21 protein-coding genes are annotated in these 25,216 nt (G+C 65.5%); 13 read left to right on the plus strand and 8 right to left on the minus strand.

Going from position 1 to position 25,216, the window contains the following annotated elements; translation table 11 throughout:
* Positions 1-2 precede the first annotated feature (2 nt).
* Together ACQVLG_RS26925 and ACQVLG_RS26930 are read right to left on the minus strand one after the other, a co-directional pair.
* Positions 3-593, minus strand: a complete 591-nt coding sequence (locus ACQVLG_RS26925) for a M20/M25/M40 family metallo-hydrolase (protein WP_474291826.1) — start codon at positions 591-593, stop codon at positions 3-5.
* Positions 491-1,450, minus strand: coding sequence for a zinc-binding metallopeptidase family protein (locus ACQVLG_RS26930; RefSeq protein ID WP_474291827.1), 960 nt, complete (start codon positions 1,448-1,450; stop codon positions 491-493). The genes ACQVLG_RS26925 and ACQVLG_RS26930 overlap by 103 nt, the downstream gene beginning before the upstream one ends.
* A 174-nt stretch (positions 1,451-1,624) precedes the next feature.
* Between ACQVLG_RS26930 and ACQVLG_RS26935 the strand changes: the two genes are divergently transcribed.
* The 9 genes from ACQVLG_RS26935 to ACQVLG_RS26975 all read left to right on the plus strand — a co-directional run bounded on the left by ACQVLG_RS26935 (position 1,625) and on the right by ACQVLG_RS26975 (position 11,811).
* A complete protein-coding gene (locus tag ACQVLG_RS26935) occupies positions 1,625-2,155 on the plus strand; it encodes a GNAT family N-acetyltransferase (RefSeq protein WP_474291828.1) in 531 nt (176 codons plus the stop codon).
* A 168-nt stretch (positions 2,156-2,323) separates the two neighbouring features.
* Positions 2,324-2,722 (plus strand): glycine zipper 2TM domain-containing protein, encoded by a 399-nt coding sequence (locus ACQVLG_RS26940; protein WP_346267568.1) that lies wholly within the window; start codon positions 2,324-2,326, stop codon positions 2,720-2,722.
* A gap of 143 nt (positions 2,723-2,865) precedes the next feature.
* Complete coding sequence (locus ACQVLG_RS26945) at positions 2,866-3,816, plus strand: PP2C family protein-serine/threonine phosphatase (protein ID WP_474291829.1); 951 nt, start codon at positions 2,866-2,868, stop codon at positions 3,814-3,816.
* Positions 3,817-3,946: 130 nt separating this feature from the next.
* Positions 3,947-4,798 carry a class I SAM-dependent methyltransferase gene (locus tag ACQVLG_RS26950; RefSeq protein ID WP_474291830.1) on the plus strand — a complete coding sequence of 284 codons (852 nt, stop codon included), beginning with the start codon at positions 3,947-3,949 and terminating at the stop codon, positions 4,796-4,798.
* A 215-nt stretch (positions 4,799-5,013) separates the two neighbouring features.
* On the plus strand, positions 5,014-6,618 hold the full coding sequence (locus tag ACQVLG_RS26955) for an FHA domain-containing protein (protein ID WP_474291831.1): 1,605 nt from the start codon (positions 5,014-5,016) through the stop codon (positions 6,616-6,618).
* Positions 6,619-7,016: 398 nt separating this feature from the next.
* Positions 7,017-7,616 (plus strand): metal-dependent hydrolase, encoded by a 600-nt coding sequence (locus ACQVLG_RS26960; RefSeq protein WP_474291832.1) that lies wholly within the window; start codon positions 7,017-7,019, stop codon positions 7,614-7,616.
* 109 nt (positions 7,617-7,725) lie between these two features.
* Complete coding sequence (locus ACQVLG_RS26965) at positions 7,726-8,244, plus strand: sigma-70 family RNA polymerase sigma factor (RefSeq protein WP_230539353.1); 519 nt, start codon at positions 7,726-7,728, stop codon at positions 8,242-8,244.
* Positions 8,244-9,212, plus strand: coding sequence for a FecR domain-containing protein (locus ACQVLG_RS26970; RefSeq protein ID WP_474291833.1), 969 nt, complete (start codon positions 8,244-8,246; stop codon positions 9,210-9,212). Before ACQVLG_RS26965 ends, ACQVLG_RS26970 begins: the two co-directional genes overlap by 1 nt.
* A 115-nt stretch (positions 9,213-9,327) precedes the next feature.
* The gene (locus ACQVLG_RS26975; protein WP_474291834.1) at positions 9,328-11,811 is read left to right on the plus strand and encodes a TonB-dependent siderophore receptor; all 2,484 of its coding nucleotides are present in this window, start codon (positions 9,328-9,330) and stop codon (positions 11,809-11,811) included.
* 7 nt (positions 11,812-11,818) lie between these two features.
* Here ACQVLG_RS26975 and ACQVLG_RS26980 read toward each other — a convergent pair whose 3' ends face one another.
* The 3 genes from ACQVLG_RS26980 to ACQVLG_RS26990 form a co-directional block, all read right to left on the minus strand.
* On the minus strand, positions 11,819-12,703 hold the full coding sequence (locus ACQVLG_RS26980; RefSeq protein WP_474291835.1) for a pirin family protein: 885 nt from the start codon (positions 12,701-12,703) through the stop codon (positions 11,819-11,821).
* Positions 12,700-13,098, minus strand: coding sequence for an OsmC family protein (locus tag ACQVLG_RS26985; RefSeq protein WP_230539349.1), 399 nt, complete (start codon positions 13,096-13,098; stop codon positions 12,700-12,702). The genes ACQVLG_RS26980 and ACQVLG_RS26985 overlap by 4 nt, the downstream gene beginning before the upstream one ends.
* Before the next feature lie 78 nt (positions 13,099-13,176).
* Entirely contained in the window at positions 13,177-17,832 is a 4,656-nt protein-coding gene (locus tag ACQVLG_RS26990) for an SUMF1/EgtB/PvdO family nonheme iron enzyme (RefSeq protein ID WP_474291836.1), read from the minus strand.
* Between the two features lie 310 nt (positions 17,833-18,142).
* Between ACQVLG_RS26990 and ACQVLG_RS26995 the strand changes: the two genes are divergently transcribed.
* The 3 genes from ACQVLG_RS26995 (at position 18,143) to ACQVLG_RS27005 (ending at position 20,423) form a co-directional block, all read left to right on the plus strand.
* On the plus strand, positions 18,143-18,391 hold the full coding sequence (locus ACQVLG_RS26995) for a hypothetical protein (protein ID WP_230539346.1): 249 nt from the start codon (positions 18,143-18,145) through the stop codon (positions 18,389-18,391).
* 188 nt (positions 18,392-18,579) lie between these two features.
* Positions 18,580-19,278 (plus strand): YXWGXW repeat-containing protein, encoded by a 699-nt coding sequence (locus ACQVLG_RS27000; RefSeq protein ID WP_474291837.1) that lies wholly within the window; start codon positions 18,580-18,582, stop codon positions 19,276-19,278.
* 116 nt (positions 19,279-19,394) lie between these two features.
* Positions 19,395-20,423: a transporter gene (locus tag ACQVLG_RS27005; RefSeq protein WP_474291838.1), complete on the plus strand. Its 1,029-nt coding sequence runs from the start codon at positions 19,395-19,397 to the stop codon at positions 20,421-20,423.
* 63 nt (positions 20,424-20,486) lie between these two features.
* On the opposite strand, the gene rnk is transcribed toward ACQVLG_RS27005, so the two are convergent.
* Together rnk and ACQVLG_RS27015 are read right to left on the minus strand one after the other, a co-directional pair.
* Positions 20,487-20,894, minus strand: coding sequence for a nucleoside diphosphate kinase regulator (gene rnk / locus ACQVLG_RS27010; RefSeq protein ID WP_162835757.1), 408 nt, complete (start codon positions 20,892-20,894; stop codon positions 20,487-20,489).
* Positions 20,895-20,904: 10 nt separating this feature from the next.
* The gene (locus ACQVLG_RS27015; protein WP_474291839.1) at positions 20,905-21,030 is read right to left on the minus strand and encodes a hypothetical protein; all 126 of its coding nucleotides are present in this window, start codon (positions 21,028-21,030) and stop codon (positions 20,905-20,907) included.
* A gap of 454 nt (positions 21,031-21,484) precedes the next feature.
* On the opposite strand from ACQVLG_RS27015, the gene ACQVLG_RS27020 reads away from it, so the two are divergent.
* Positions 21,485-23,527 (plus strand): putative bifunctional diguanylate cyclase/phosphodiesterase, encoded by a 2,043-nt coding sequence (locus ACQVLG_RS27020; RefSeq protein ID WP_474291840.1) that lies wholly within the window; start codon positions 21,485-21,487, stop codon positions 23,525-23,527.
* Here ACQVLG_RS27020 and ACQVLG_RS27025 read toward each other — a convergent pair.
* The gene (locus ACQVLG_RS27025) at positions 23,428-25,104 is read right to left on the minus strand and encodes a peptide chain release factor 3 (protein WP_230539635.1); all 1,677 of its coding nucleotides are present in this window, start codon (positions 25,102-25,104) and stop codon (positions 23,428-23,430) included. The genes ACQVLG_RS27020 and ACQVLG_RS27025 overlap by 100 nt on opposite strands.
* Positions 25,105-25,216: the final 112 nt, after the last annotated feature.

Here is a 25,216-nt window from a genome sequence, read left to right on the forward strand (position 1 = left end):
GCTTACTCGCCCTGTTCCGGCGCGCGCCCGATCTCGCCGTCGATATTGGCCAGGAACCAGGCCAGCGACGACATCAGCGCCACGTTGCGCTTGAGGTTTTCCGGGTCGACCTTGTCCAGGGTGTCGGCCGCCGTGTGGTGGTAGTGGAAGTAGCTGTGGCTGTCGACCAGCGGCTCAAAACTGGGCACGCCGCCCGTTTCCAGGCGGTGCAGGTCGCCCGTGCCCAGCGCGTCGCGGCGCGTAAACGCGTGCGCGCCCATCGGCTGCAGGGCGGCCAGCAACGGCGTAAACAGTTTTTCCGCCTTCGCTCCCACGCTGGCCTTGATGCCGAACGGGCGGCCGGCGCCGCTGTCCATCTCGATGGCCGCATATTGTTTGCCGAGCGCCTGCTTGTGGGCCTCGAAATAGGCCTGGCCGCCACGCCCGCCGTTTTCCTCGTTCATCCAGGCGATCACGCGGATGGTGCGGCGCGGGCGGTAGTCGAGCTTTTTCAGGGTTTCCACCACGCCCATGGCCGCCACCACGCCGGCGCCATCGTCGTGGGCGCCCGTCGCCAGGTCCCAGGAATCGAGGTGGCCCGAGACCACCACCACTTCGTCCGCCTTGTCCGTGCCCGGCCATCGGCAATCACGTTGTAGCTGTCCGCTTCCGGCAGGTTTTGCGGCGTCAGGGTCAGGTGCATTTTCAGCGCGCCGCGCGCGGCCAGGCGGCCGATCAGCAAGGCGTCTTCCACGGTGACGGCGGCGGCAGGAATACGTTTATTCTCATCCAGGCCCGTGGCGCCCGCGTGCGGGATGCGGAAATCGGCGCCGCCGACCGAGCGCACCAGCGCGGCGGCCGCGCCCAGGTCCGCCGCTGCCTTCGGGCCGAGGAAGCGCGCGCGCGACCCCTGGCCGTAAGTCACGCCGGCCAGGCCCCGCTCGGCCATTTCCTGGTCGAACGGCGTGTCGATCAGCACAATGGCGCCCTTCACTTCCGGCGCGCGCGCCTTGAGTTCGTCCAGGCTCCTGACGATGATCAAGGGCGCCGTCAGGCCGGCGGCCGGCGTGGCGCCGGAGCCGCCCAGGGCGGTCAGCACCACGCGCTGCGACACGCCCTGCGGACGGCCCGCATAATCGACGATTTCCGCCGTTTCCACGCCGCGCACCCAGTGCGGCACTTTCACGGGCTGCAAGGTAACGGTGGCGCCCAGCTGGCGCATGGTGTCGGCCACCTGCCGCACGGCGGCGGCCGCGCCGGCGGAACCGGACAGGCGCGGACCGATCAGGTCCGTCATGTCGGCCAGGCGGGCGTAGGCCCAGTCGCTGTGCAGCGCCGTGTCGCGCACCTGCGCCAGCGCTTGCGGCGTATTGCCTGGCGCGGCGGCAAAGGCGCCGGCGCTGACGATGCAGCCCAGGGCGATGGATAAAACGGAACGGCGCAGTGGCGCGCCAGTCAGGATGGTATGCATGTAATGTCAATTCCAGTCAACAAGGTCGAAGCGGGTACGCCGTGGCCAGGGGCAAGGCGCGGCTTTCTACGATAGCGTATTTATTCTGTCATTGCAGCAACTTTTGCGGGAGCGATTGCTTCTTTCCCCCAGAGTCGATTACCATCAGGATCCTGATCGCTACCGGATACCGCCATGCTCAAGGGAACCCTCTGTACCGTCCGGCATTTGCAGGCCGCCGACCTGAATACCTATATTTCCCTCGTCAACGACCTGCCCTCGCGCGGCGAGTTTTTCTCGATGCAGTTCAAATCGCCCGAGGCCATGCGGCGCGACTTCCTGCAATCGGGCTTCGTCACCGACGACAGCGAATTGTTCCTCATCGAAGACAAGGCCCAGCACATCATCGGCACGATCACGCATTTCAAGAGCCGCACGCCCGCCTCGCGCGAGATCGGCTACCGCCTGTTCGACCGGCAGCGGGATGGGCAGGGCTACATCAGCGAAGCGACGCGCCTGGTGATCGACTACCTGTTCAACGCCTATCCGTATCACCGGCTGGAGCTGCTGATGGACCCGCTGAACATCGGCTCCGAGCGCATCGCGCAAAAGAACGGCTTTACCCAGGAGGGCTTGATGCGCCAGGCCTTCTTTATCAACGGCGTGATGCGCGATGTCAAAATGTACAGCCTGCTGCGGCCCGAATGGCAGGCGCGCCTGCGCTGACTTGTTACCGCTCCGCCCCGATTGTAATAAGTTGTATTAGACGTGGAACAAGCTTGCGGCAGCAGATATAGTCCAGTGCATGCAGATCATTGTGATCTCGCCGGAATGGAAGGAAATGCCATGTTGAACAAGAAACTCCTGGGTGCGGTAATGGTAGCGGCAGTGGCTGTGTCTTCGGCCGCAGTCGCCGGTGACCGCGACTTCAATACCGTTGCAGGCGCCGTTGTCGGGGCGGCCATTGGCAACAGCACCGGCGGACGCAATGGCGCGATCGTCGGTGGCGTGCTGGGCGCCGCCGTCGGCAACAGCATCAGCACGAATGACCGCTATTACGACCGTGGCGGCTATCGCGGCGGCTACCGCGAAACCTATTACGCGCCTGCGCCGCAACCGGTGTACTACGCCCCGGCCCCGCAGCCCGTGTATTACGCGCCGCCTCCGCGCTACTACGGCCCGCCGGCCGTCGTCTACGTGCAACCGGGCCGCGGCTACTACCGCGACCATGGCCGCCGCGACTACTATGACCGCGGCCACGGCCACGGTCATGGCTGGGGCCATCGTCGCTGATCGGCACCCACCATCCGCTAAAACCTGCGCCAGCCTGCTGCCGCAGGTTTTTTTTGCAGGATAGGCAAGGTATCGCCACCGCACAATATCGGCTAAGCTGTGTCCTATGATCAACATTGCGCCCGCCTGGACCGCACCGACCGATGCATTTAATCAAAGACGCGCTTGACTTCGGCCCCTGGCTCGATGCCGCCGCCGGCACCAGCGTGGGCGCCGGCCCCCTGCCACGGCGCGAAAACCAGGACAACTTCCTGCTGATCGATGCCAGCGGCCATGCCGTCTGCCTGTCGCGCCAGGCGCCGTTTCATTGCCAGGTGCCGGGCTGGCCGCGCGGCCACGTGCGCGCCGCCGTGCTCGACGGCATGGGCGGCCACGGCCTGGGGCGTGAAGCGGCGGAAGCGGCCGTGCAAGGCTTGCTGGCCGTACCCGCCTGCCTTGATACGGCCAGCCTGGCAGCCAGGCTCGACGAGTTGCACACGCGGCTGCAGGACACCTTCGCCAGGACGGCGCCTGCCCAGGCGCGCCCGCCCGGCACCACCCTGACCTTGCTGGAAGTGCCGCCCGGCGAAGCCCCGCTGCTGTATCACGTGGGCGACTCGCGCCTGTATGAAATTGCCGACGGGGTCGCCAGTATCCTCACCGTCGACCACGTGCCGGCCACCGTGTACGCCATGCGCGGCGCCCTCGACGAGACGCGCTGGCGCGCCGCCGTGCACGGCGAACACCATCCGCAAATCTCGCAGGCCTTTATTTTAGGCAACGCCATCAGCGACAGCCTGCAGCTCGACAAGCCGCTGCGCGGCCTCGATGCGGCCGCCTTGCCGCCGTTCCTGGCCCACCTGGGCGACCGCCGCGTGCTGCGCGTGCGCCCCGGCGCCCACTATCTGCTGGCCAGCGACGGTTTCTGGGCCTGCGACGATCCGCTGGCCCTCACGGCCCGCTGGCCCGCCCTGTGTGCCGGCAAGACTGCGGCACAGGCCGTCAGCGCCCTGTTCGACGATTTCCTCTCCCATCCGCCCAAAGGCTTGCATAGCGACAACATTACCGTGTTGGCGCTGCGCTTCGATGCGGCATTCACCGTCCCGGGCGGCTAGCGGCCAGCCGCGCAAGGCGGCATCGTGACGCGAATCGCAACGGGCCGCATAAATGGCGCAACCCGGTGAACCATGGCCGTGGCGCGCGGTCTGACGGAAGGATCTCTCCCAACGTCACCAGGAGCATGCCATGAGCAACAACACCGCTACACCGCAGGCCGGCGCAGCCGGCGCGCCCGACTACGCCGCCATCAAGCAGCGCCAGCAAGCAGGCTGGGCCAGCGGCGACTTCGCCGTCATCGGCGTGACCCTGCAGCCGGTCGGCGAATCGCTGGCCGAAGCGGCCGACATCCGCGCCAACGAAGACGTCATCGACATCGCCGCCGGCAACGGCAACGCCACCCTGGCGGCGGCGCGCCGCTTTGCCCGCGTCGTCTCCACCGATTATGTGCCGGCGCTGCTGGACAAGGGCCGCGCGCGCGCCGAGGCGGAAGGGATGGCCGTGACCTTCCGCGTGGCCGACGCGGAAGCCCTGCCCTTCGCCGATGCCAGTTTCGACGCGGCCCTGTCGACCTTTGGCGTCATGTTTACGCCCGACCACCGGCGCGCGGCAGGCGAAATGCTGCGCGTGCTGCGTCCTGGCGGACGCATCGGCATGGCCAACTGGACGCCGGACGGCTTTATCGGACAGCTGTTCAAGACCATCGGCAAGTATGTGCCGCCCCCGGCAGGCGTGGTGTCGCCGGCCCGCTGGGGCGAAGAAGCGTATGTGCGCGACCTGTTCGGCCACGCGGCCGAGCAGGTGCACAGCCAGCGCAAGGTCTTCAATTTCCGCTATGCCTCCGCTCACCACTGGGTGCAGGTCTTCCGCGATTATTACGGCCCCGTCCACAAGGCCTTTGCCGCGCTCGACACGGCTGGCGCCGAGGCGCTGGAGCAGGAACTGTTCGCCCTGCTCGAACGGCTGAATACGGCAGGTGCCCACTCGCTGGTGGTGCCGGGCGAGTATCTGGAAGTCATCATCGACAAACGGCGCGGGTGAAATACATGCCAAAACAACATATCCAGAAAGATATAAAATGTGTTTTTGAGCAATAGTTTCCATGGCATGCATGGCGAGGTGTGACCAAGGGGATGAATTTGGACAAAAAGAGCGCATTCCGGTGCGGCGAAAGTTGCCAAGCAGGCGCAAAAGCGCGTAAGCTCTCATGTATAACAGAGGGCAAAACGTCCCCGCTCGATTCGAGTCAGAATGTCATGAAAAAATGCAGCAACCCGGAGCACCCGCACTGTACGTTCTGGGTCTTGCCTGGGGAAACAGTCTGCGCGGGCAACCACCTGCAAGCGGCGACTGATCCCAGCAGCTACGACCTGTTGACCGCACTGCGCAGCGCCCGTTCCGAGCCATCGGCAACGGCGCTTCCGCACGCCCGTGCGCATGATGCCGGGCTGCGCGATGCGGTGATACGCGATGCCGCTCAAGCGGTGACCAGCCCTGCGCCAGCCCCGGCCCCCGCCGGCCTGCCGGCATTTACCCCAGTGCCCGTCGCACAGCCGGCCACTGCGCCGGCCTACCAGCCGATTCATGCCCACCTGCACATCAGCGGCTTCGATCCCCGCGCGGCAGGCGGACGGCAAACCCTGAAAATGGAGTTGCGCGGCATGAGCGCCACCTGCGCGCCGCAGCTGACCTTGCGCCTGCGCTCGGACCTGATCCCCCGTGGCTTTGTCCAGCATGATTTCGTGCGCGCCACGCGCGGCGACTGGCGTCCCGTGTTTGTCGAGTTTTCCTCGCGCAACAAGGAACACGGGCAATACCAGATCGAGGTGGAAGTGCACAGCCACGTCGATGGCGCCGTGGCGCAGAAATGGGTATGTACCTTCGTCATCCTCGTGCCGCGCCGCGACGCCACCCTGACGGAAATCCACCAGATCTTCCTCAGCACGCACAAGAACGTGCGCGTGATGGCCGACGATGCCTCGATCGCCCGCGTGACGGGCGGCGATGGCTGCAACCTCGACGTCACCGCGCGCAATGCCGGCATCGCCCACGTGGATTTATCTTCCCCGCAAGGCAAAATCGACATGGGCTTTACCACCATCGCCTGGGACGAAGAGCTGATCGAAGTCGACCTGCCTGCCGCCAGCCACTGCCACCCGCACCCGAGCCAGGCCGCTTGCCTCGTCAATGCGGCGCCGGAAGCGGGCGAACAGCGCCAGATCCGCCTGTTCGCGCTGGAAGAATGCATGCTGGGGCGTTTCGAGCTGGTGGACCCGGAAGCCGATGTGCTGCTCAGCCATTTCAGCCCCGACGGCCAGGACAACAATGGCTTGACGCGCCGCCTGTCGGGGCGCCACGCCCTCATCCGGCGCGGCCAGCAAGGCTTTGAAATCGAGGATGTATCGCGCTACGGCATGCTGCTCGACGGCGTGTGGCCCGGCAAGCACAAGCCCGTCGCCCTGCGCCTGGGCATGCGCATTGAATTGTCCGCCAGCATCAAGGGCATCGTCGTGCTCAGCGTCACGGCCCTGCTCGCGCACGGCGTGATCCTGCACCGCCTCGACCACGGCGCCCGCGCCGAGTGTTTTTACCTGCTGCTGCCCGACACCCAGCCCACTCCGGCCAGCCAGCTGGCCACGCCGCAAGCCGGCTGCCTTCCCGTGCTGTTCCATCGCAACGGCGGTTTCTGGCACCTGGACACGGCCAGCGGCAAGGAAACGGCGCTGGCCCCCGCCACCGCGCTCGATAAACTGAGCGGCTTCGCGCGGCACAACCGCTTCGCCAGCGAACCGTATCCGGAATGCTGGATCATCCGCACCGAAGGCGCGGCGCTGTGCGATAGCACCATGCAAACTGCATAAGAACACTGTTGTAAATCTGCAGTTATCCGCACGGCACTAGCGTGGTATCAGTACGAGAAAAATCATCGACAGGCCCAGAATAAACACCGCTTCCAGCGTAAACACGATGGCGGGAATCTGCAATTCGCGCGGGATTTTCATGGCGACACCTCTTAAAACGTAAGACTGCTTTCAGCATAGCGCGTCCTGCGTCAAATACATTGTCAGCCACACAACACACTTGGCCGGCCGGCATCAGGCGCCGAGTTCGCCATCACGTCCATCCCGACACATAATTTAACAAATTATCGACAGATATTCCGCAAATAGCCCACAGCGACGCCCTTGCGTACTGTATATTCATCCAGTTAATATCCATGACATTTCACAAAGCGCCCAGAGGGCGTTTTACATTTCCTATGGCTTCCAATAAAGCGCATCATGCGACCGGCTGGGCTGCCGGCGTGATCGCCGCGGCCCTGGTCGCGCACGCTGGCGCCGGTGGCCCCTATCAAGTGCTGAGCATGCTCGCCTTTGTCATGGGGGCACTGGGCGGCACGGCGCCGGACTGGCTGGAAGTGGCCTGGTGGGCGCGCACGCACCGGCTGTGGATCACGCACCGTACGTGGACGCACTGGGGCCTGGCCTGGATCGCCCTGCTCGTCTACACCTACCTGCAATTGCCGCACCACCTGTGGGCGCCGCCCCTGTTCGGCTTTGCCGCCGGCGGCATCATGCATCTGCTGGCGGACTGGCCCAATCCGCTGGGCGTGCCGTGGATCTTTCGCCGCCACTCGCTGCGCTGGTGGAAAAGCGGCCGCCACGACATCATCGTCATCATCGCCGCCTGGCTGGCCGCCACCATCGTGGCCGACCACGTGTTTTTCGACGGCATCCACTGGCAGCGCAGCGTGCTGGCGCTGGACAGCCTGCTGCACTGGTCCGCCACGGCCCTGCAGCAAGCCTGGGCGGATCTGCAACAGTGGCAGGAGCGCTGGCGCCTGGGCGGCGGACAGTAATTGACGCCGCCCGCATGGCAATGTGATAATGAGTATCATTCTCAAACAGCCCAGCCAGCCGGCACCCCGCGTTCCGTCAGCCCAGCTCTTCCTTTGCCTGGAGAACGCAGTGAGTACCGTCAGTCCCGTCCATGCCATCCACCTGAAGACCCTGTACAGCGAGCACCACGGCTGGCTGTATGGCTGGCTGCGCGGCAAGCTGGGCAACCGCGCCGAGGCGGCCGACCTGGCGCAGGACACGTTCCTGCGCCTGCTGGGCAAGCGCGAGGCGGCACCGCTGGCACCCCTGCGCGAGCCGCGCGGCTACCTGGCGACCATCGCGCGCGGCTTGCTGATCGACCGCTACCGGCGCCAGGCGCTGGAGCAGGCCTACCTGGAAGCGCTGGCGCAGCAAGCAGAACCAACATCGATGTGCGCCGAAACGCATGCCATCATCATCGAAACCCTGCTCGCCATCGACCGCCTGCTCGACCGCCTGGGCGCGCGCACGCGTACCATCTTCCTGCTGGCGCAAATCGAAGAACTGAGTTACGTGGACATCAGCCGGCGCCTGGGCGTCTCCCTGCCGACCGTGAAAAAGCACCTGGTGCGCGCCTACACGGAATGCCTGATGCTGGCGGCCGCCTGATGTTCGCCTCATCCGCCTCCGCTGCGTCAACCATCCCCCGCAAGGTGCTGGCCGCTGCCGCCCACTGGCATGTGGAGCGCCAGTGCGGCAGCGCCGACCCGGCCGCCCTGCAGGCATGGCGCGACGCCAGCGCCGAGCATGAACGGGCCTGGGAGCTGCTGCAGCGCATGGACGGCCAGCTGGGCGCGATACCGGCAGCGCTGGCGATTCCGGCCCTGCAGGCGGCGCAGCAGCGCCGGCGCGCGGCCGCCAGGATACTCGCCGTGCTGGTCGCGGCCGGCGGCGGCATCGCGCTGGGCCAGGCGGGCTTGCAGTCCGCCCCCTGGCAGGCATTGACGGCGTCCTTGCGCACGGCGCCGGGCCAGCGCCGCCATGTGGCGCTGGCCGATGGCGGGCGCCTGGAAGTCAATACGGACAGCGCCCTGGATGTCGCTTACAGCGCCACGCAGCGCCGTATCCGCCTGCACCATGGCGAAATCATGATCACGACGGCGCCCGATGCGCGCCCCTTCCTCGTCGATACGCCGCACGGCGTGATCCGCGCGCTGGGCACGCGCTTCGGCATACGCTGCGACGGCGATGACAGCACCGTCAGCGTCTTCGAGCACGCCGTGGAAGTGCGCTGCACGGCGCGCCCGGACGCCGTGCGGCGCCTGGAAGCGGGACAGCAGCTGCGTTTCAGCGCCACTGGCGCGGATAGTGTGCAGGCCACGCAAGCGCACCAGGACAGCTGGCTGCGCGGCATGCTGGTGGCGGCCGACTGGCCACTGCAACAGCTGGTGCAGGAACTGGCGCGCTACCGGCGCGGCCGTCTCGTCTGCGACGCCGGCGTGGCGCGGCGCCCCGTCACGGGCACTTACCGGCTCGACGATATCGACGCCGTGCTGGAAAGCCTGTGCGCCTCGCACGGGCTGCAAGTGACGTACTTCACGTGCTACTGGGCCACGGTGGCGGCCCGTTCAACGTAACTATTTTCAGTTTTTTTGCGCCAGGGGTTGGTGTTTTGCCCGGCTGCTTCGGCTTCACAAGTAAGAAGCCGATTCATTGGCCATTTTCTTATCCCTCTGAGCAGAAAGACCGAGCATGCAGCTGACCACCCCCGTTCTCCACCCCGCCGCGCGCGCCATCCGCCTGGCCGTCATCGCCATGGCTTGCACCGCCCCCGCCGCCTTCACCGCCGCGCCCGCCCTGGCGCAAGGCCAGGCCGCCCCTGCAAGCGCGGCGCCGCAAGCCTACGCCGTGCCGGCCGGCCCGCTGGCCACCGCCCTCAACGATTTTGCCGTCGCCGCCGGCGTCAGCCTGTCGACCGATCCCGCGCAGACGCGCGGCTTGCGCTCGTCCGGCGTGCGCGGCAGCTTCAACGTGGCTCAGGGCTTTGCCCAGGTGCTGGCCGGCAGCGGCCTGGAAGCGGTGCAATTGCCGAACGGCGCCTGGGTGCTGCGCCAGGCGGCCGTATCCTCCGCATCAGGGACCGGCACGGAAAAGACCATGGCCCCCGTGGTCGTGAACGCCAGCATGGAGCGCGACCCCGTCAGTGAACACAGCAACTCGTACGCGGCGCGCGCCGTCACCGTCGGCAAGGGCGTGCAAACCCTGCGCGAGATTCCCCAATCCGTCAGCGTCGTCACGCGCCAGAAGATGGATGACCAGAACCTCAACACCATCGACGCCGTGCTGGCCAATACCACCGGCATCACCATGTACGACAGCCCGATGGGCGGACGCTATGTGTATTCGCGCGGCTTCATGGTCGAAACGTACCAGTTCGACGGCGTCAACCGCGCCATGTTTTACCCGCAGGCGAACAGCTTTACCAGCAATACGGCCATGCTCGATCGCGTGGAAATCGTGCGCGGCGCCACGGGCCTGCTGCAAGGCACGGGCTCGCCCGGCGCGGCCATCAACATGGTGCGCAAGCGCCCGCTGGCGGAAAAGCAGGTGCAGCTGGCATTCAGCGCGGGCCGCTGGAACGACGTGCGCGGCGAAGTCGACGTCACCGGCCCCCTGAACGAGTCGGGCAGCATCCGCGGCCGGGCCGTGGCCGCGAGCGAGCAGCGCGATTATTTCTATGATGTGGCCGACAGCCGCACGGACGTGCTGTATGGCGTGCTGGAATTCGACCTGGCGCCGGGCAGCAAGCTGACGACGGGCGCCAGCTACGAAAAACTGAAGTCGACGCCATTCTTCTCCGGCATGCCCCGCTACCTCGATGGCAGCGACCCGAAACTGCCCCGCTCGACCTACCTCGGCGCGGACTGGAACCGCTGGGACAGCCGCCAGACGGCCGCCTTTGCCGAATTCGAACACCGCTTCGATGCCGACTGGTCGCTCAAGGCCAGCGCCAACTACACGCGCGAACAGCATGACGTGAAATACATGTTCAGCCTGGGCGCGCTCAATCCCGCCACCCTGGCCGGCATGATGATGTACACCGGCGTGTTCGACTACGGCAGCACCAACAAGGGCATCGACCTGTCGCTCGATGGCAAATTCAACGCCTTCGGCCGCCGCCACGGCTTCAGCGCCGGCGTCAGCACGAACCGGCTGGAAAGCGACAGCGATTACAGCCTGGCCATGATGAAGCTGCCCAATGGCGCGCTGCAACCGAATCACGGCGTGGCAGAACCGAGCGATGCATGGATACGCAAGGAAAAGTATGGCGGCGCTCACAGCCTGACGACCATGACGCAGACGGGCGCGTATGGCGTGGCCCGTTTCAGCATCAGCGACCCGCTCACCGTGGTGGCGGGCGCGCGCGTGTCGAACTACAAATGGAGCAGCGTGTACCGCGACACGGGCGAGGTGTACATCGACCCGTACCGCGAAAACGGCGTCGTCACGCCATATGGCGGCGTCATTTACGCATTCGACAAGCGCTGGTCCGGCTACGCCAGCGTCTCCGACATCTTCCAGCCGCAAAACCAGCGCACGGCCGAAGGCGCCCTGCTCGATCCGCTGAAAGGCCGCAACCTGGAAGTGGGCGTGAAAGGTGAACTGTTCGACGGCAAGGTCAATACCTCGCTGGCGCTGTTCCGCATCGAGCAGCGCAACCGCGCCGAGGCAGATCTGGTCAATATCTGCACCAGCGGCACCGAATGCTATTTCTCGACGGGCAAGGTGCGCAGCGAAGGCGTCGATGCGGAAATCAGCGGCGAAGTGGCGCCGGGCTGGCAGCTGTTCGCCGGCTACACCCTGAACAATTTTAAATATCTGGAGCAGACCTCGATTGTGGGCGTGATGTTCGCCAGCACCTACTCGCCGCGCCACATGCTGCGCGCGTGGAGCGACTACCGCCTGCCGGGCGCCTTGCAGCAGTGGAGCGTGGGCGGCGGCGTGAACTTCCAGACGGAGAGCTCGCGCACCACGCGCGACGTGACCGTGGCGCAGGGCGCGTATGCCTTGTGGATCGCACGTGCCGCGTACCAGATCGACCGCAACTGGACGGCGTCGCTGTCCGTGACGAACTTGCTCGACAAGCGCTACTACCAGACGGTAAGCGCACCCGCGTGGGGCAATTTCTATGGCGAGCCGCGCAAGGCGCAACTGACCTTGCGCGCGCGGTTCTGAACGATGCCTAGCTTGCCGGGCGCAATGGCGCCTTCGGCAACGGGATGAATTCCGTCTCGCCCGGCACTTGTCCCATGCGCTGGGCGCTCCAGTCGTCGGCCGCCTGCGACAGGCGCTCCCTGCTCGACGAGACGAAGTTCCAGAACAGGAAGCGGTGGCCGTCCAGCGGCTCGCCGCCGATCACGACGAACTGCACCGGGCCGCTGCCTGCCGAGACCACGGGCACGGCACCTGCCTCCAGCAAGGCCATGGTATGCGGCACGAGCGCCACGCCATCGACCAGCACCTCCCCGCTGACCGGGTAAATCGCCGCTTCCGCTGGCAAGCCCTCCAGACGCAATGTGCGCCCCGCCTGCAGCGCCACGTCCAGGTACAAGGTCTGCATGTAGGTGCGCACGGGCGAGGTCTGGCCAAACGCCGTGCCGATCAACACCTTGACGACGGCGCCGTCGAGCGCCACGACGGGAATATCGGCTTGCGGCGTGTGCGTGAAACTCGGTTCATCCTCTTCGTGCGCCTTCGGCAGCGCGGCCCACAGCTGCAAGCCGTGCGTACGGTGCGGCTGGCCCGCCAGGTCCTGCGGCGTGCGCTCGGAATGCACGATGCCGCGCCCGGCCGTCATCCAGTTGATGGCGCCCGGTTCGATGCGCTGGTACGAGCCGATGCTGTCGCGGTGGTCGATCGCGCCCTCGAACAGATAGGTGACGGTGGCCAGGCCGATATGCGGATGGGGGCGCACGTCGTGGTTGGCGTCGGGCGCCACGTCGATGGGGCCGAAATGGTCGAAGAAGATGAAGGGGACGGCCTGTTTGACCGCGGAAGGCAGCAGACGCCGCACGACGAAGCCGCCGCCCAGGTCCTTTTCGTGGCTTTTCAGGATGGCCGCGCTCATGCCAGCACCGTCGTGATTTCCGTGGTGACGGCCGTCATCAGCTTGTGGATCGGGCATTTGCCGGCCACGGCCAGCAATTCCTGGCGCTGCGCATCCGTCAGCTCGCCCGTCAGGTGCAAGGTAGCGGCCAGGCGGTACACGCCCTTGCGCTCTTCGCTGGCATCGCGCTCGGTCGACACTTCCACGTGTTCCAGCGGAATGCCCTTGTGTCTGGCGTACCAGACGACGGTGAGCGCCTTGCAGGCCGACAGGGCCGCGTCGTACAGGTCATGCGGCGACGGGCCGGCATCGCCGCCGCCCTCCTCCACCGAGGCGTCGGCAGAAATGATGTGATCGCGCACGTGCACGATGTGGCGCATGGCTTGCGACTGGTCGCGGATGGCTTTGATGGTCATGGCGTTCCTTGGTGCGTTTGGAAAGCCACAATTTACACCGTTTGGCCGCTTGGCGCAGCCCGCTCCCTGCCAACTTGCCTAATCGAGCGTGCGCGCCACCCTGAAGCCGACGATATCGTTCGACAGCACGGTGGAAAAACCGTTGCGCAGGGCCGAGCGCAGGTAGCGCGGGTGGTACAGCCAGGAGCCGCCGCGCAGGATGCGCCGGCTGCTGTCGCTGCCCTCTTCCCATGCGCTGCCGTCGACGGGCGCGCCTGCGTAATTGTCGTGCACCACGTCCTGTACCCATTCCCACACATTGCCATGCATGTCGAACAGGCCCCAGGAATTCGGCGCGAAGGTGCCCAGCGGCGTGGTGCCGCCCCGGTACACGCCGCGCGGGCCGCCGTTGTACACATACAGGCCATCATAGTTGGCTTGCTCGGTGCTGATCGTGTCGCCCACGTTGAAGGCCGTGCGCGTGCCGGCGCGGCAGGCGTACTCCCATTCCGCTTCGCTGGGCAGGCGGTACTGCCGCCCGGTGCGCTCGCTCATCCACGCCAGGTACAGCTGCGCGTCATTCCAGCTCACGCCCACCACCGGATGCTGGTCGTTCTGCACGAAGCCGGGATTGTCCCAGTCCGTCTCGGAACCGCCCGCCCAGCCGGTCGCCTTGACGAAGGCACGCCATTCGCCCACGCTGACGGGATGCCGGGCCAGCGCGAACGGACGCTCGATGCCGACCCAGTGCTGCGGCGTTTCGCGGTCCAGCCATGACTGCTGCGAACCGGCCTGGATGGCGGCCTTGTGCTCCGTCTCGTGCGCGCCCATCTGGAAACGGCCGCTGGGAATGAGCACCAGTTCCGGCCCCTGCCCAGAGCCATCGAGCCAATCATCGCGCAGGATGCCTTCCGCATTGGCCACCGGTTCCGCGTGCTCCTGCTCTGGCACTGGCGCCGATGCCGGCGCGGGGACGGCGGCGGCGCGGCTGGCCTCCTCGCGGCGCGCCCGTTCCTGCTCCGCGCGGTAGGCAGCTTCCGCCTTGGCGACGATGGCCTTGCGCTGCAATTCCTGGTGCTCCTGCAGCGCCATCGCCGCATCGGCTTCGCGGCGCGCGCGCAGCTGGCCGCGCAGTGCCTCCTTGCGCAGCTTGCGCGCCTCTTCCGCCTCGAAATGGCGCTGCGCTTCCTGCTCGCGGCGCAGTTTATCCTGCCGCTGCTTTTCCAGCGCCGCGGCCTGGATTTCCGCCTTGCGGCGCTGGTCCAGTTCTTCCTGGCGTATCCGGGCCCGCTTGATCTCTTCCTCGCGGGCCTGTTCGGCGGCCAGCGCCGCCTCCTTTTGCTGCTGCGCCGCGCGCGCCTGCTGCTGGCGCGCCTGCTCCGCCAGTTCTTCCGGCGACGGCCCGGCCGCGCGTTCCAGGTTTTCCAGCAAGGCTTGCACGGATTGCGGGCGCAATTCCGGCGTCAGCGAAAAACCGTTCTGCAGCACTTGCCACTGTTGCGCGTTCAGCGCTTGCGGTGCCGACGGCAGATGGCTGGCGCTGCGCGCGTCGTCGAACGGCATGCGCCCTTCCAGCATCTGGTAAATCATCACGGCCACCGCATACACGTCCAGGCGCGGGCTGGGCTGGCGCTGGTTGGCGCCGGCCTCGGGCGCCCGGTAGCCGTGCGTGCCCGCATTCGGCATCTCCAGCGCCAGGCTGCTGTCCGCATTGCGCACGCGCGATGCGATGCCATAGTCGAGCAATTTGACGTCGCCCTTCGCCGTCAGGAAGACATTGCCCGGTTTGATATCGCGGTGTACCAGCTTGTGCTTTTCCCACGCATACGACAGCGCGTCCGCCACCGGCTGCAGCAATTGCTGCACGGTGGACAGGGGCAGCGCGCCCTGGCGCCCCAGGTAATGTTCGAGGTCTTCGCCATCAAGGCATTCCATGATGATGAAATAGCTGGCCGTGGCCGGGTCCTGCGCCCACTCGTAGACGCGCACGATGTTTTCATGCGCGAGCTTGCGCGCCTGCGTCGCTTCCTCGATCAGCAGCTTGGCATGCGTGGCGCTCTGCGTCAGCTGCGGCGGCAAGATCTTCAGCGCCACCATTTCGCTGCTGCCCAGCTCCGCGTGCGTGGCCAGGTCGGTCGCTTGCCACACCTGCCCCATGCCGCCCGTGCCGATCAGCCGTTCGAGCCGGTAGCGGCGGTTTTGCGGGCCGATTTCCTGGCCCGTCATGAAACCCAGCTCCGTGCCCTGGCGTACTGGCAACGGCGCGGCCGCGGGAGCGGCGCCGGGCGGCGCGTACTCGGCGTCGAGGATGGCGTTCTTGCGGCGTTCAAATTCCTGCTCGCTGAGCAGCCCGTCGTCGTGGAGGGCGCGCAGTTCCCGCAGTTTGTCTCGTGCTTTTTGCATCATCTGGGGTGAAACGCTTCCATCAAGGCTGCAGGGCGACACCGCAGGCGGCGCAGAATTTATCTTCCGGGTGGCCCGCGCGCTGCGCATGGCCATTCTTGCAGCGCGCCGGCGCGGCAGCGGCGGGCCGGCCGCGCCAGGCTGCAGCGCCTGCGCCACGGCCACGCCCAGCTGCGCCTGCGCCGACAGGCCGTGCGCGTGCGCCGCGTTCTGCAGGTTGATCAGGTCGAGCTGCTGGCGCCGTTCGCGCTCCGCCTGGCCTTCCAGGTAGCTGCGCTCCTGCGCCACGCTGTCCTGCGCCATGCGCATGGCGTCCAGCGGCGCGACGCTGTTCTCGGCCGCCGCCAGCGCCGCCAGCGCGTGGATCTGCTCGGCGCTCATGCCCGCCTGCAGCTGCACTTTCAGCACTTGCGCCAGCGCGGCCGCATTCTGCCCGGCGGCCATGGCCACCTTGCCCGTGTCGCTCAGCGAGCCGATTTTCTCGATGCGGTCTATGTCGATGCGCGCCAGTTCGGCCGCATGCGCCTGCTGCGCCAGCAGGGCTTCATATTCTCCCTTCCAGCGCGCGTAATCGCTTTCGCGCTGCTGCGCCATGGCCAGCAAGTCGCGCTGCCATTGCGCTTCCTGTTCCAGCTGGCGCAGCTGCTGGCGCTGCTCCTCGATGGCCAGCGCGTCGAGCTGCGCCAGTTGCGTTTGCTGCTGCAGCTGGCGTGCGTGCACGCCGTCCGCCTCGATGGTGCGCAGCAGCTTTTCCTGCTGCGCGATGGCCTCTTCGCGCGCGCCGCCGCGCCGCAGCGCCGCGACCTTTTCCGCGATTTCCGCCGCCTGCACCTGGGCCGCCTCGTCCTTGTGCGCCTCGGCGCGCAGCAATTCGCGCTGGCGCGCCAGCTGCATCTGGTCTTCCCATTCCTGCACCCGCTCGGCCTCGCGCTTGCGCGCCGCATTCGCCAGCATCAGGCCCTGCCAGGCGGCCTGGTGCTGCTCCGCCTCCAGCTGCGCCTCGCGCTGGGCAGCATCCGCCTCCGCCTGGCGCAGGCGCGCCAGCTGGGTGCGGCGGCCCGTCTCGTCGTCGATCAGCAGCGCGCTTTCCACCTGCTGCGCGATCGACTGCAAGTGCACCTGATGCGTAAAACGCTGCTGCGCCAGCTGGATCTGTTCGCGCCCATGCAGCTGCGACAATTCCAGCTCGCTGTGCATCTTGATGGCGGCCAGCGCCCGCACGTGCTCCCAGTTGGCCGCTTCATCGGCGCGCTGCGCGCCCTTCTGCGCCAGCTCCTGTTCCAGCTCGCCCAGCGCCAGCGCGGCGCCGTGGTCGAGCGCCTGGCGCCGCGATTTCGCTTCCAGGATGCGGCCATACAGGTCGATCTGGCGTCCGCGCAGTGCTTGCAGGCGCTCCGCTTCCTGGTGGCCCAGCTCGGCCTTTTCCACCGTCGCATCCTGCCGCAGTTCGGCGCGGCGGTGCGCATGGCGCGCCGCCAGTTCTTCGCGGCGGATGCGCTGCCATTCTTCCTCGTCATACAGCTGGTCGAGCTGCTTCATGCGCTCCAGGCTGTGCTGTTCCAGCGCCTGCGCCGGCAAGCCGCCCAGCCACAAGGTGCCGATGCTGGCGCCGGCATCGCCCTCGCCAGCGCGCTTGTCGTGTCGCAAACTCAGCGTTTCCACGCGCGCCACGGCCAGGCCGGAAGGCGCCAGGCGCTGCGTCAGGGCCGATTGCAGGCGTTCGTTCAATTCCGGGCGCAGGTCGGCATTCGCGTCCATCTCGCGCAGCGCGCGGCTGCCGATGAATTCCAGCGCAATCTGGCGCACGGACGGCAGCAGCAAGGCGTGCAGGTGGGCGCGCGTGACGGCGCCCGGTGCGCGCATGAACTGGCGCGCGAACGCATCGGGCTGGCCCAGCGCGATATCGATACGCAAGGACGCGGCGACGTTGAGCAGTTCCGTGCTGGCCAGCCCGGGCAGATCGAATTCCAGGCTGACGGCACCGGCGCGGGCGATCAGCACTTCGGCCGGGCGCGCCGGCAGCAGCGCGGGCAGGCGGGCGAAGAAGGCGGCGCTGTCGTAGTCGCCGGCCGGTATCAAGGTGAAAGCGTCCGATTGCACGATCCAGGCGCGCGACTCGGCGGGCACCTGCAGGCGGCGCGCGGCGCTGCCGAACAGCGAGGACAGCTCGCGCACGCCGAAGAACAGGGCCAGTTGCCCATCAGCAAGATGCCATTGATTGGCATGCAGCACCGCGTCGCTGTCGGGGGCGCCCAGCGACAAGCCGCATTGCGCGCAATAGCCGGCGGCAGCGCCGTTCTTGTGCTCGCAGCGCGGGCAGCGGGCGCCGCCAAAACCAAACAATTGGAACATATGTGACTCCTGATGAGAATGATTGCGCGCGCTGGCTACCGTAGCGATTCTAGCAGGAGCGCCGGCGGCGCACGCCACATCGCGCAGTGTCAAATAATGCCATGTGGCAATTGCATTCATATGCCCGGATACAGGGCTATTTAGCCCTCAATTCCAGCCGTCGGATCACGGGCCGCCCCCGCCGGCATTTCAGCGCCGTTTTTTTGCAGGCCATCCCGCCAAAACCACGGCTGGTCGCATGCGCATGGCGGGCAGGCGCGCCCTTGGCTACAGTGCATGCATACCCACCCGCCCCCCGAAAGGAACCATCATGAACACGCAAAAAAACGCCCTGAAAAACATGGAAGCCATCTTCACCGTCGCCGTCGCCATCGCCTGCGGCGCCAGCTACGTCAGCTTCATGCAGCCATCGGTTGCCAAAACAGCCGATGTAGCACAGGCGAGCGCCATCCCCGTCGTGGTGGTCAGCGCCAAGCGCCTGACGGAACAGGAAAAGAAAATCTCGCTGATCGAAGAACGGCAAGCCTTGCTGGGCAACGCCACCGCCAGCACCCTGTGAGCCACGCATGACGCCCCCACGCCGCCTGGCGCCAGTTTGAAGACCGCCGCGCCAGGCCGCCATTTGTATCCGCCACGGATACACGGACACACAGCATTGTGTCAATTGTAATAAGTTGAATCAAAGGCGAAAAATCGCCGGCAAGCGCCTATAGTCCATTTCACGCAATCACCGAAATGGAGCACATCATGAAACCCATCGCACTCTACGCAGCAGCCATGCTTGCCATCAGCACCGCGGCCTTCCTGCCCGCGCAGGCCATGGCACAGAATCAGCTCGGCGTCAGCATTGTCGTCGGCAACGCCCCGCCTCCGCCACGGTTTGAAAGCGTGCCCGCGCCGCGCGCCGGCTATGTCTGGGCGCCCGGCTACTGGAACTGGGATGGCCAGCGCCATGTCTGGAACAATGGCGAATGGCTGCGCGAACGGGGTGGCAACCAGTACCGCCGCGCCGCCTGGATACAAGAGAACAACCGCTGGCGCCTGGACCGTGGCGGCTGGGTCGCCACACAGGTGCAGCCCGTGCGCTATGACGAGATCCGCATCGCCCCGCCGCCGCCACGCCGCGAAGCCATCCCGCGCGCCCGCCACGGCTACATCTGGGCGCCCGGCCACTGGGAATGGCGCAGCCAGCGCTACGCCTGGACGCCAGGCGTGTGGATCGCCGAACGCCCCGGCTACGTGTATGCGCCGCCCGCCTGGAACCAGCGCGACGGCCGCTGGCAGATGGAGCAAGGCCGCTGGTCGCCACGCGGCCCGAACGGCGACCGCGACCGCGACGGCATTCCCAACCGCTATGACCGCGACAATGGCAACCGCCACGACCGTGACGGCGACGGCATACCGAACCGCGACGACCGCCGGCCCGATAATCCCCATCGCAATTAATACTCGACTGTAGTCCCCGCCAAGGCCACCCATCGCGGTGGCCTTGTCATTCTCCCGACATATCCGTCCATTAAAATCGCGCGACGAACAATCACACTGCGCGAGAAAGATTCACGATGGCGATGGAAACTGCCGGTTTTACCTACGGCTCGGACACCTCGGGCCTGGTCTGGGGCTTCCTGTTTGGCCGCGACGGGCCGCCGCTGGCGCTCGACTCGACGGCCGCACTGGCCTGGCTGGCCGATGGCGCGGCGCGGCCGGCGCAGGAATTCGTCTGGCTGCATTTCAATTTGTCGCATGCGGCCAGCGAAAAATGGCTGATGACGCACACGCAACTGGCCGACGAATTCTATGAAACCCTGCACCAGGGCTCGCGCTCGACGCGCATCGAACAGGCGGAAAACACTCTGATCGCCGTGGTCAACGATGTGGTGCACAATTTCTCGTTCGAGGCGTCCGACATTTCCACCATGTGGGCCAGCGTGGCGCAAAACCTCGTCATCACGGCGCGCCGCGCCCCGCTGCAGTCGATCGAGCGCCTGCGCCAGGCCGTCATCAAGAACCACGAGCCGATCCGCTCGTCGGTGGAACTGCTGATCCACCTGCTGCGCGACCAGGCCGACGTGCTGGTCAACATCGTGCGCGATGCCGTGGCGCGGGTCGACGATATCGAGGACCACTTGCTGGCAGGACGCCTGGTACCGAAACGCGCAGACCTGGGCGGCATGCGGCGCGTGCTGGTGCGGCTGCAGCGCCTGCTGGCGCCGGAGCCGGCAGCCCTGTTCCGCCTGCTGCAACGCCCGCCTTCGTGGGTGTCGGAGCTGGACAGCCTGGAATTGCGCCAGTCGACGGAGGAATTTTCCGTGGTGCTCAGCGATATGTCCTCGCTGCAGGAACGCATCAAGCTGCTGCAGGAAGAGATCGCCGCCAGCGTCAACGAGGAAAACAGCCGCAGCCTGTTCGTGCTGACCATCGTCACCGTGCTGGCCTTGCCGATCAATATCATCGCCGGCATGCTGGGCATGAATGTGGGGGGAATTCCGCTGGCCCAGCACCCGCAGGGCTTCTGGATCATCGTCGCCATCATCGTCACATTTACCGTCGTGGCGGGATGGCTGGTGGTGCGCGTGCAACGCAATAGTTGACTATTGGAAACACGGCCTGGCAGGCGAACGGCAGGCGCCGTCCGCCGTTACTGCTTGCCGCGCTCAGCGGTGGTATTCGCCGGCCCGCTCGGGCTGGTAGACGATTTCCTCGATCTTCACCTTTACCACGCCGCCCGGCATGGGCCAGGCGATGCTGTCGCCCACGGACAGGCCCAGCAGCGCGCTGCCGACGGGCGCCAGCACGGAAATGCGGTCGGCCTGGCCTTCCACATCCTTCGGATACACGAGCGTCAGGCAGAATTCCTCCTTGTTTTCCACCGTGAAGCGCACGGTGGAATTCATCGTCACGACGGTGGGGGGAATCTCCTGCGGCTCGAGCACTTCGGCACGGCCCAGCTCATCGAGCAAGGCGGCCTTGTCCGGCGACAAGTTATTGCCCAAGGCATACAACAACGCTTCCAGTCGTTCCAGGTCCTGTGACGACAAAATAATTTTTGGTTTTTTTTCCAAGATATCCTCACTATTGATCATTAGGGCGACGTCCGGTTTTGCTGGCGGCAGCTTGCTTGGCCGCGGCAGACAAAATAAACAGCATCAGAACGTCCATCATCAGCGGATTATGGACGAACTCGCGGAGCAAGGCCATAGCGTTCTCGCATTCTTCATTAAAATTTATTAAAATCAATGACTTGCAATGGACCATACGGAGAAAAAGTTAATCCGCGCCGGGATGGCCGGGGGTACTCAAGTTATTCTTCATGACATTTTGTTTACCGGTAGCATGTTTTTAGGGGAAAAAACCTGCCGCCAAAAAAAGGATTAAAATTCAGCTTGCATTATTATTAGAAAGACATGCCCCGCCTTTTCCGCTGATCTTGTCGCCTTCATTGCCGCCACCGGCGTGTGGCATGGACATTAAATTGCCGCGCGCCCTGTACTTTCACGCGGCAAAATGACAATATGTCGGCCTTAGCAACACTTAGCAACACGTTGAGAGTTCCGGCTCACTTCGGTTTTCATCAGACTGGAACGTAAAGTATGGCAGGGCGAGGCGGGATCACACGGGGCGGCGGCAAGCGGGGCCGGAAGGAGACAGCGTCATGATGGCGCCCTTGATGCTGCCTTCCGTGCAGTTGCGCGGCGACCGGATAGCCCGGCTGAACTTGCTGGCTGCGGCGGCCATGCTGGCCATGGCCAGCATGCTGCTGATCCTCTTCCAGTTGTTTTCCCTCCAGGCATCTTTCCAGCGCGATTTGCGCATCCAGGCCGACATGCTGGCGCCCGCCGCCACCCAGGCCTTGCGCCAGGACAATCGTCTGCCAGCGCAGCAACTTCTCGCTTCCCTCCCCGCTGCCCCGCACCTGCGGCAAGCACTGCTCTACAACGCCTATGGCACGCCGATTGTCCGCTATGCGCGCAGCAGCAGCGATGCAGTGCCCGCGGCGCCGCGCAGCGGCATGCACACCGATTATCTGGACGGCAGCGCCGCCATCCTGAAGGCCTTGCCCGGCGGCGGCGCGCTATACCTGCGCGCCAGCCTGGCGCCGCTGTACGCCAGCCTGGGGCAATTTGCCGCCTTCACCCTGCTGGTCTGCCTGTGCGCGTTCGGCCTGACGTTCCTGATGGTGCGCCGCACGCGCACCGCCGCCCAGCATGCGGAAAACCATTTGCACTACCTGGCCCACGTCGATCCCGTCACGCAGCTGCCGAACCGCCATGAATTCAACGACGCCCTGGCCTATGCGCTGGCGCGCGCCGACCGCCAGGACAGCAGCGTGGGCCTGCTGCTGCTGGACCTGGACAACTTCAAGGTCGTCAACGACACGCTGGGCCACCACTGCGGCGACCAGCTGCTCAAGCTCGTTTCCGAACGCCTGGTGGCCATCCTGCGCGGCACCGACATCATCTGCCGCATCGGCGGCGATGAATTCGTCGTCATCGTCGAACCGGCCGACGACGCTTCGGAAATGGCCAGCGTGGCACGCAAGATCCTCGCCGTGCTGGCCGCGCCGTTCGACCTCGAAGGCCACCAGCTGTATGTCAGCGCCAGCATCGGCGTGAGCCTGTATCCGTTCGATGCGCAGGACGTGGCCACCCTGACGCGCAATGCCGATACGGCCATGTACCACGCCAAGCACCAGGGCAAGAACCGCTACGCCGTCTTCAAGGCTGAAATGGAGCTGCGCGCCCAGCGCCGCCTGCGCATGGAAGCGAACCTGCGCCGCGCGCTGCAGAACGAGGAACTGTATCTGCACTACCAGCCGCAGATCGACCTGCGCAGCGGGCGCATCGTCGGCGTGGAAGCGCTGATACGCTGGAACTGCCGCGAAATGGGCCAGCTCAGTCCCGCCGAATTCATCCCCGTGGCCGAGGAAAGCGGCATCATCGTCGACCTGGGACGCTGGGTGCTGCAAAGCGCCTGCCGCCAGGCTGCCAGCTGGTGCAAGGCGGGCCTGCTCGATTCGCTGGAACACGTGGCCGTCAACCTGTCGGCCTGCCAGGCGCGCGACCCGGGACTGATGGACGATATCCGCGCCATCCTGCATGAAACGCAGCTGCCGCATGGCTTGCTGGAGCTGGAAATCACGGAAGGGGTCCTGATGGACAACGTCCACGCCAACGTGGAACTGATGCGGCGCCTGCAGGAAACGGGCATCCACCTGTCGATCGACGATTTCGGCACCGGCTATTCGTCGATGTCGTATTTAAAACGCCTGCCGATCGACCCAGTTAAAGATCGACCGCAGCTTCGTGCACGACCTGCCCGGCGAGGGCGAAGCCATCGTCACGGCCATCATCGCCATGGCGCACAGCCTGCACCTGAAAGTGGTGGCCGAAGGCGTGGAAACGCTGCAGCAGGTGGAGTTTTTGAGAACGGCCGGCTGCGACAACGTGCAGGGTTTCTTCTTTGCGCGCCCGATGACAGCGGCGCAGCTGACGGCATTGCTGCTGGAGCGGCGCGACTGGAGCACGCGCACGATCCTGCCGGCGTAAAAAAAGGGCAGAACCGCTGGTTCTGCCCCTGGCACCTACTTGATATTCATCAAGCCAGCTTGGCCGAATGCTCGCGCGTCGCGTGGAACGTCAGCTTCGGCCAGCGCTCTTCCGTCAGGCGCAGGTTGACGCCCGACGTGGCCAAATAGGCCATGTTGCCGGCCGCATCGTAGGCCACGTTGTGGCCCAGCGCGTTTTCGAAATCCTGCAGGATGCGCTTGTCGTCGCAGCTGACCCAGCGCGCGCTGCTGATGCTGGTGCCTTCGAACACGGCGTCGACGCCGTATTCGTTGAGCAAACGGCTGGCCACCACTTCGAACTGCAGCACGCCGACGGCGCCCAGTACCAGTTCGCCGCCCTGCACCGGCTTGAAGACCTGTACCGCGCCCTCTTCGCCCAGCTGCTGCAAGCCCTTGTGCAACTGCTTGATTTTCAAGGGATTACGGATGCGCACTGAGCGGAAGAAGTCGGGCGCGAAGTACGGAATGCCCGTAAACGTCAGCATCTCGCCTTCGGAAAAACTGTCGCCGATCTGCATGTTGCCATGGTTCGGCAAGCCGATGATGTCGCCAGCGTACGCTTCTTCCACCTGTTCGCGCGAGGAAGCCATGAAGGTCACCACGTTCGACACCTTGATCTCGCGCCCCAGGCGCAAGTGCTTGACCTTCATGCCGCGCTCGAAACGTCCCGAGCACACGCGCAGGAAGGCGATGCGGTCGCGGTGGGCCGGGTCCATATTCGCCTGGATCTTGAAGACGAAACCGGTGAATGGCTGCTCGGTCGGATCGACGGAACGCACGGTCGCGTCGCGCGGGCGCGGCGCCGGCGCCCAGTCGACCAGCGCGGAGAGAATCTCGCGCACGCCGAAGTTGTTGATGGCAGAACCGAAGAACACGGGCGTCTGCACGCCGGAGAGGAATTCCTCCAGGTTGAACGGGTTCGAGGCGCCGTGCACCAATTCGACTTCCATGCGCAATTGATCCATCTCCAGCGGGAACATCTCCTGCAGGCGCGGGTTGTCGATGCCCTTGATGATTTCGAAGGCGCCGTCGGCCTTTTCCTCGCCCGCCTTGAACAGCATGATCTCGTCGTTCAGCAGGTGGTACACGCCGCGGAAGTTCTTGCCCATGCCGATAGGCCAGGTGACGGGCGCGCACTGGATCTTCAGCACCGATTCCAGCTCGTCGAGCAGGTCCAGCGGATCGCGCGTCTCGCGGTCCATCTTGTTCATGAACGTGACGATGGGCGTATTGCGCATGCGGCAGACGGCCAGCAGCTTGATCGTCTGCGCTTCCACGCCCTTGGCCGCATCGATCACCATCAGCGCCGAGTCGACGGCCGTCAGCACGCGGTAGGTATCTTCCGAGAAGTCCTGGTGGCCCGGGGTGTCGAGCAGGTTGACGACGTGGTCGCGGAATTCGAACTGCATCACCGAGGAAGCGACGGAAATGCCGCGCTGCTTCTCGATCTCCATCCAGTCCGACGTCGCGTGGCGGCCCGATTTACGCGCCTTGACGGTACCGGCCATCTGGATCGCGCCCGAGAACAGCAGCAGTTTTTCCGTCAGCGTGGTTTTACCCGCATCCGGGTGGGAAATGATGCCGAAGGTGCGGCGGCGCTGCACTTCGCGCGCGATCACGGCCGGCGCCTTGCTGCTGGCTGGCGCCGCGGCATTGTCCGCGCTGTCGGTGGAATCGGGGGTGTTGATGTCGTTCTCGTTGGCCATATTGGTGGTGACCATAATATGGCCCTCGCAAAAAACCCTCGATTTTACAGAAGGATCGGCCTTCCGTGTGAACTGCTTCACTCTGGCGAACGGCAAAATCGGCTGAGCGAAT

The organism is Janthinobacterium sp. TPC_1, from assembly GCF_056037845.1.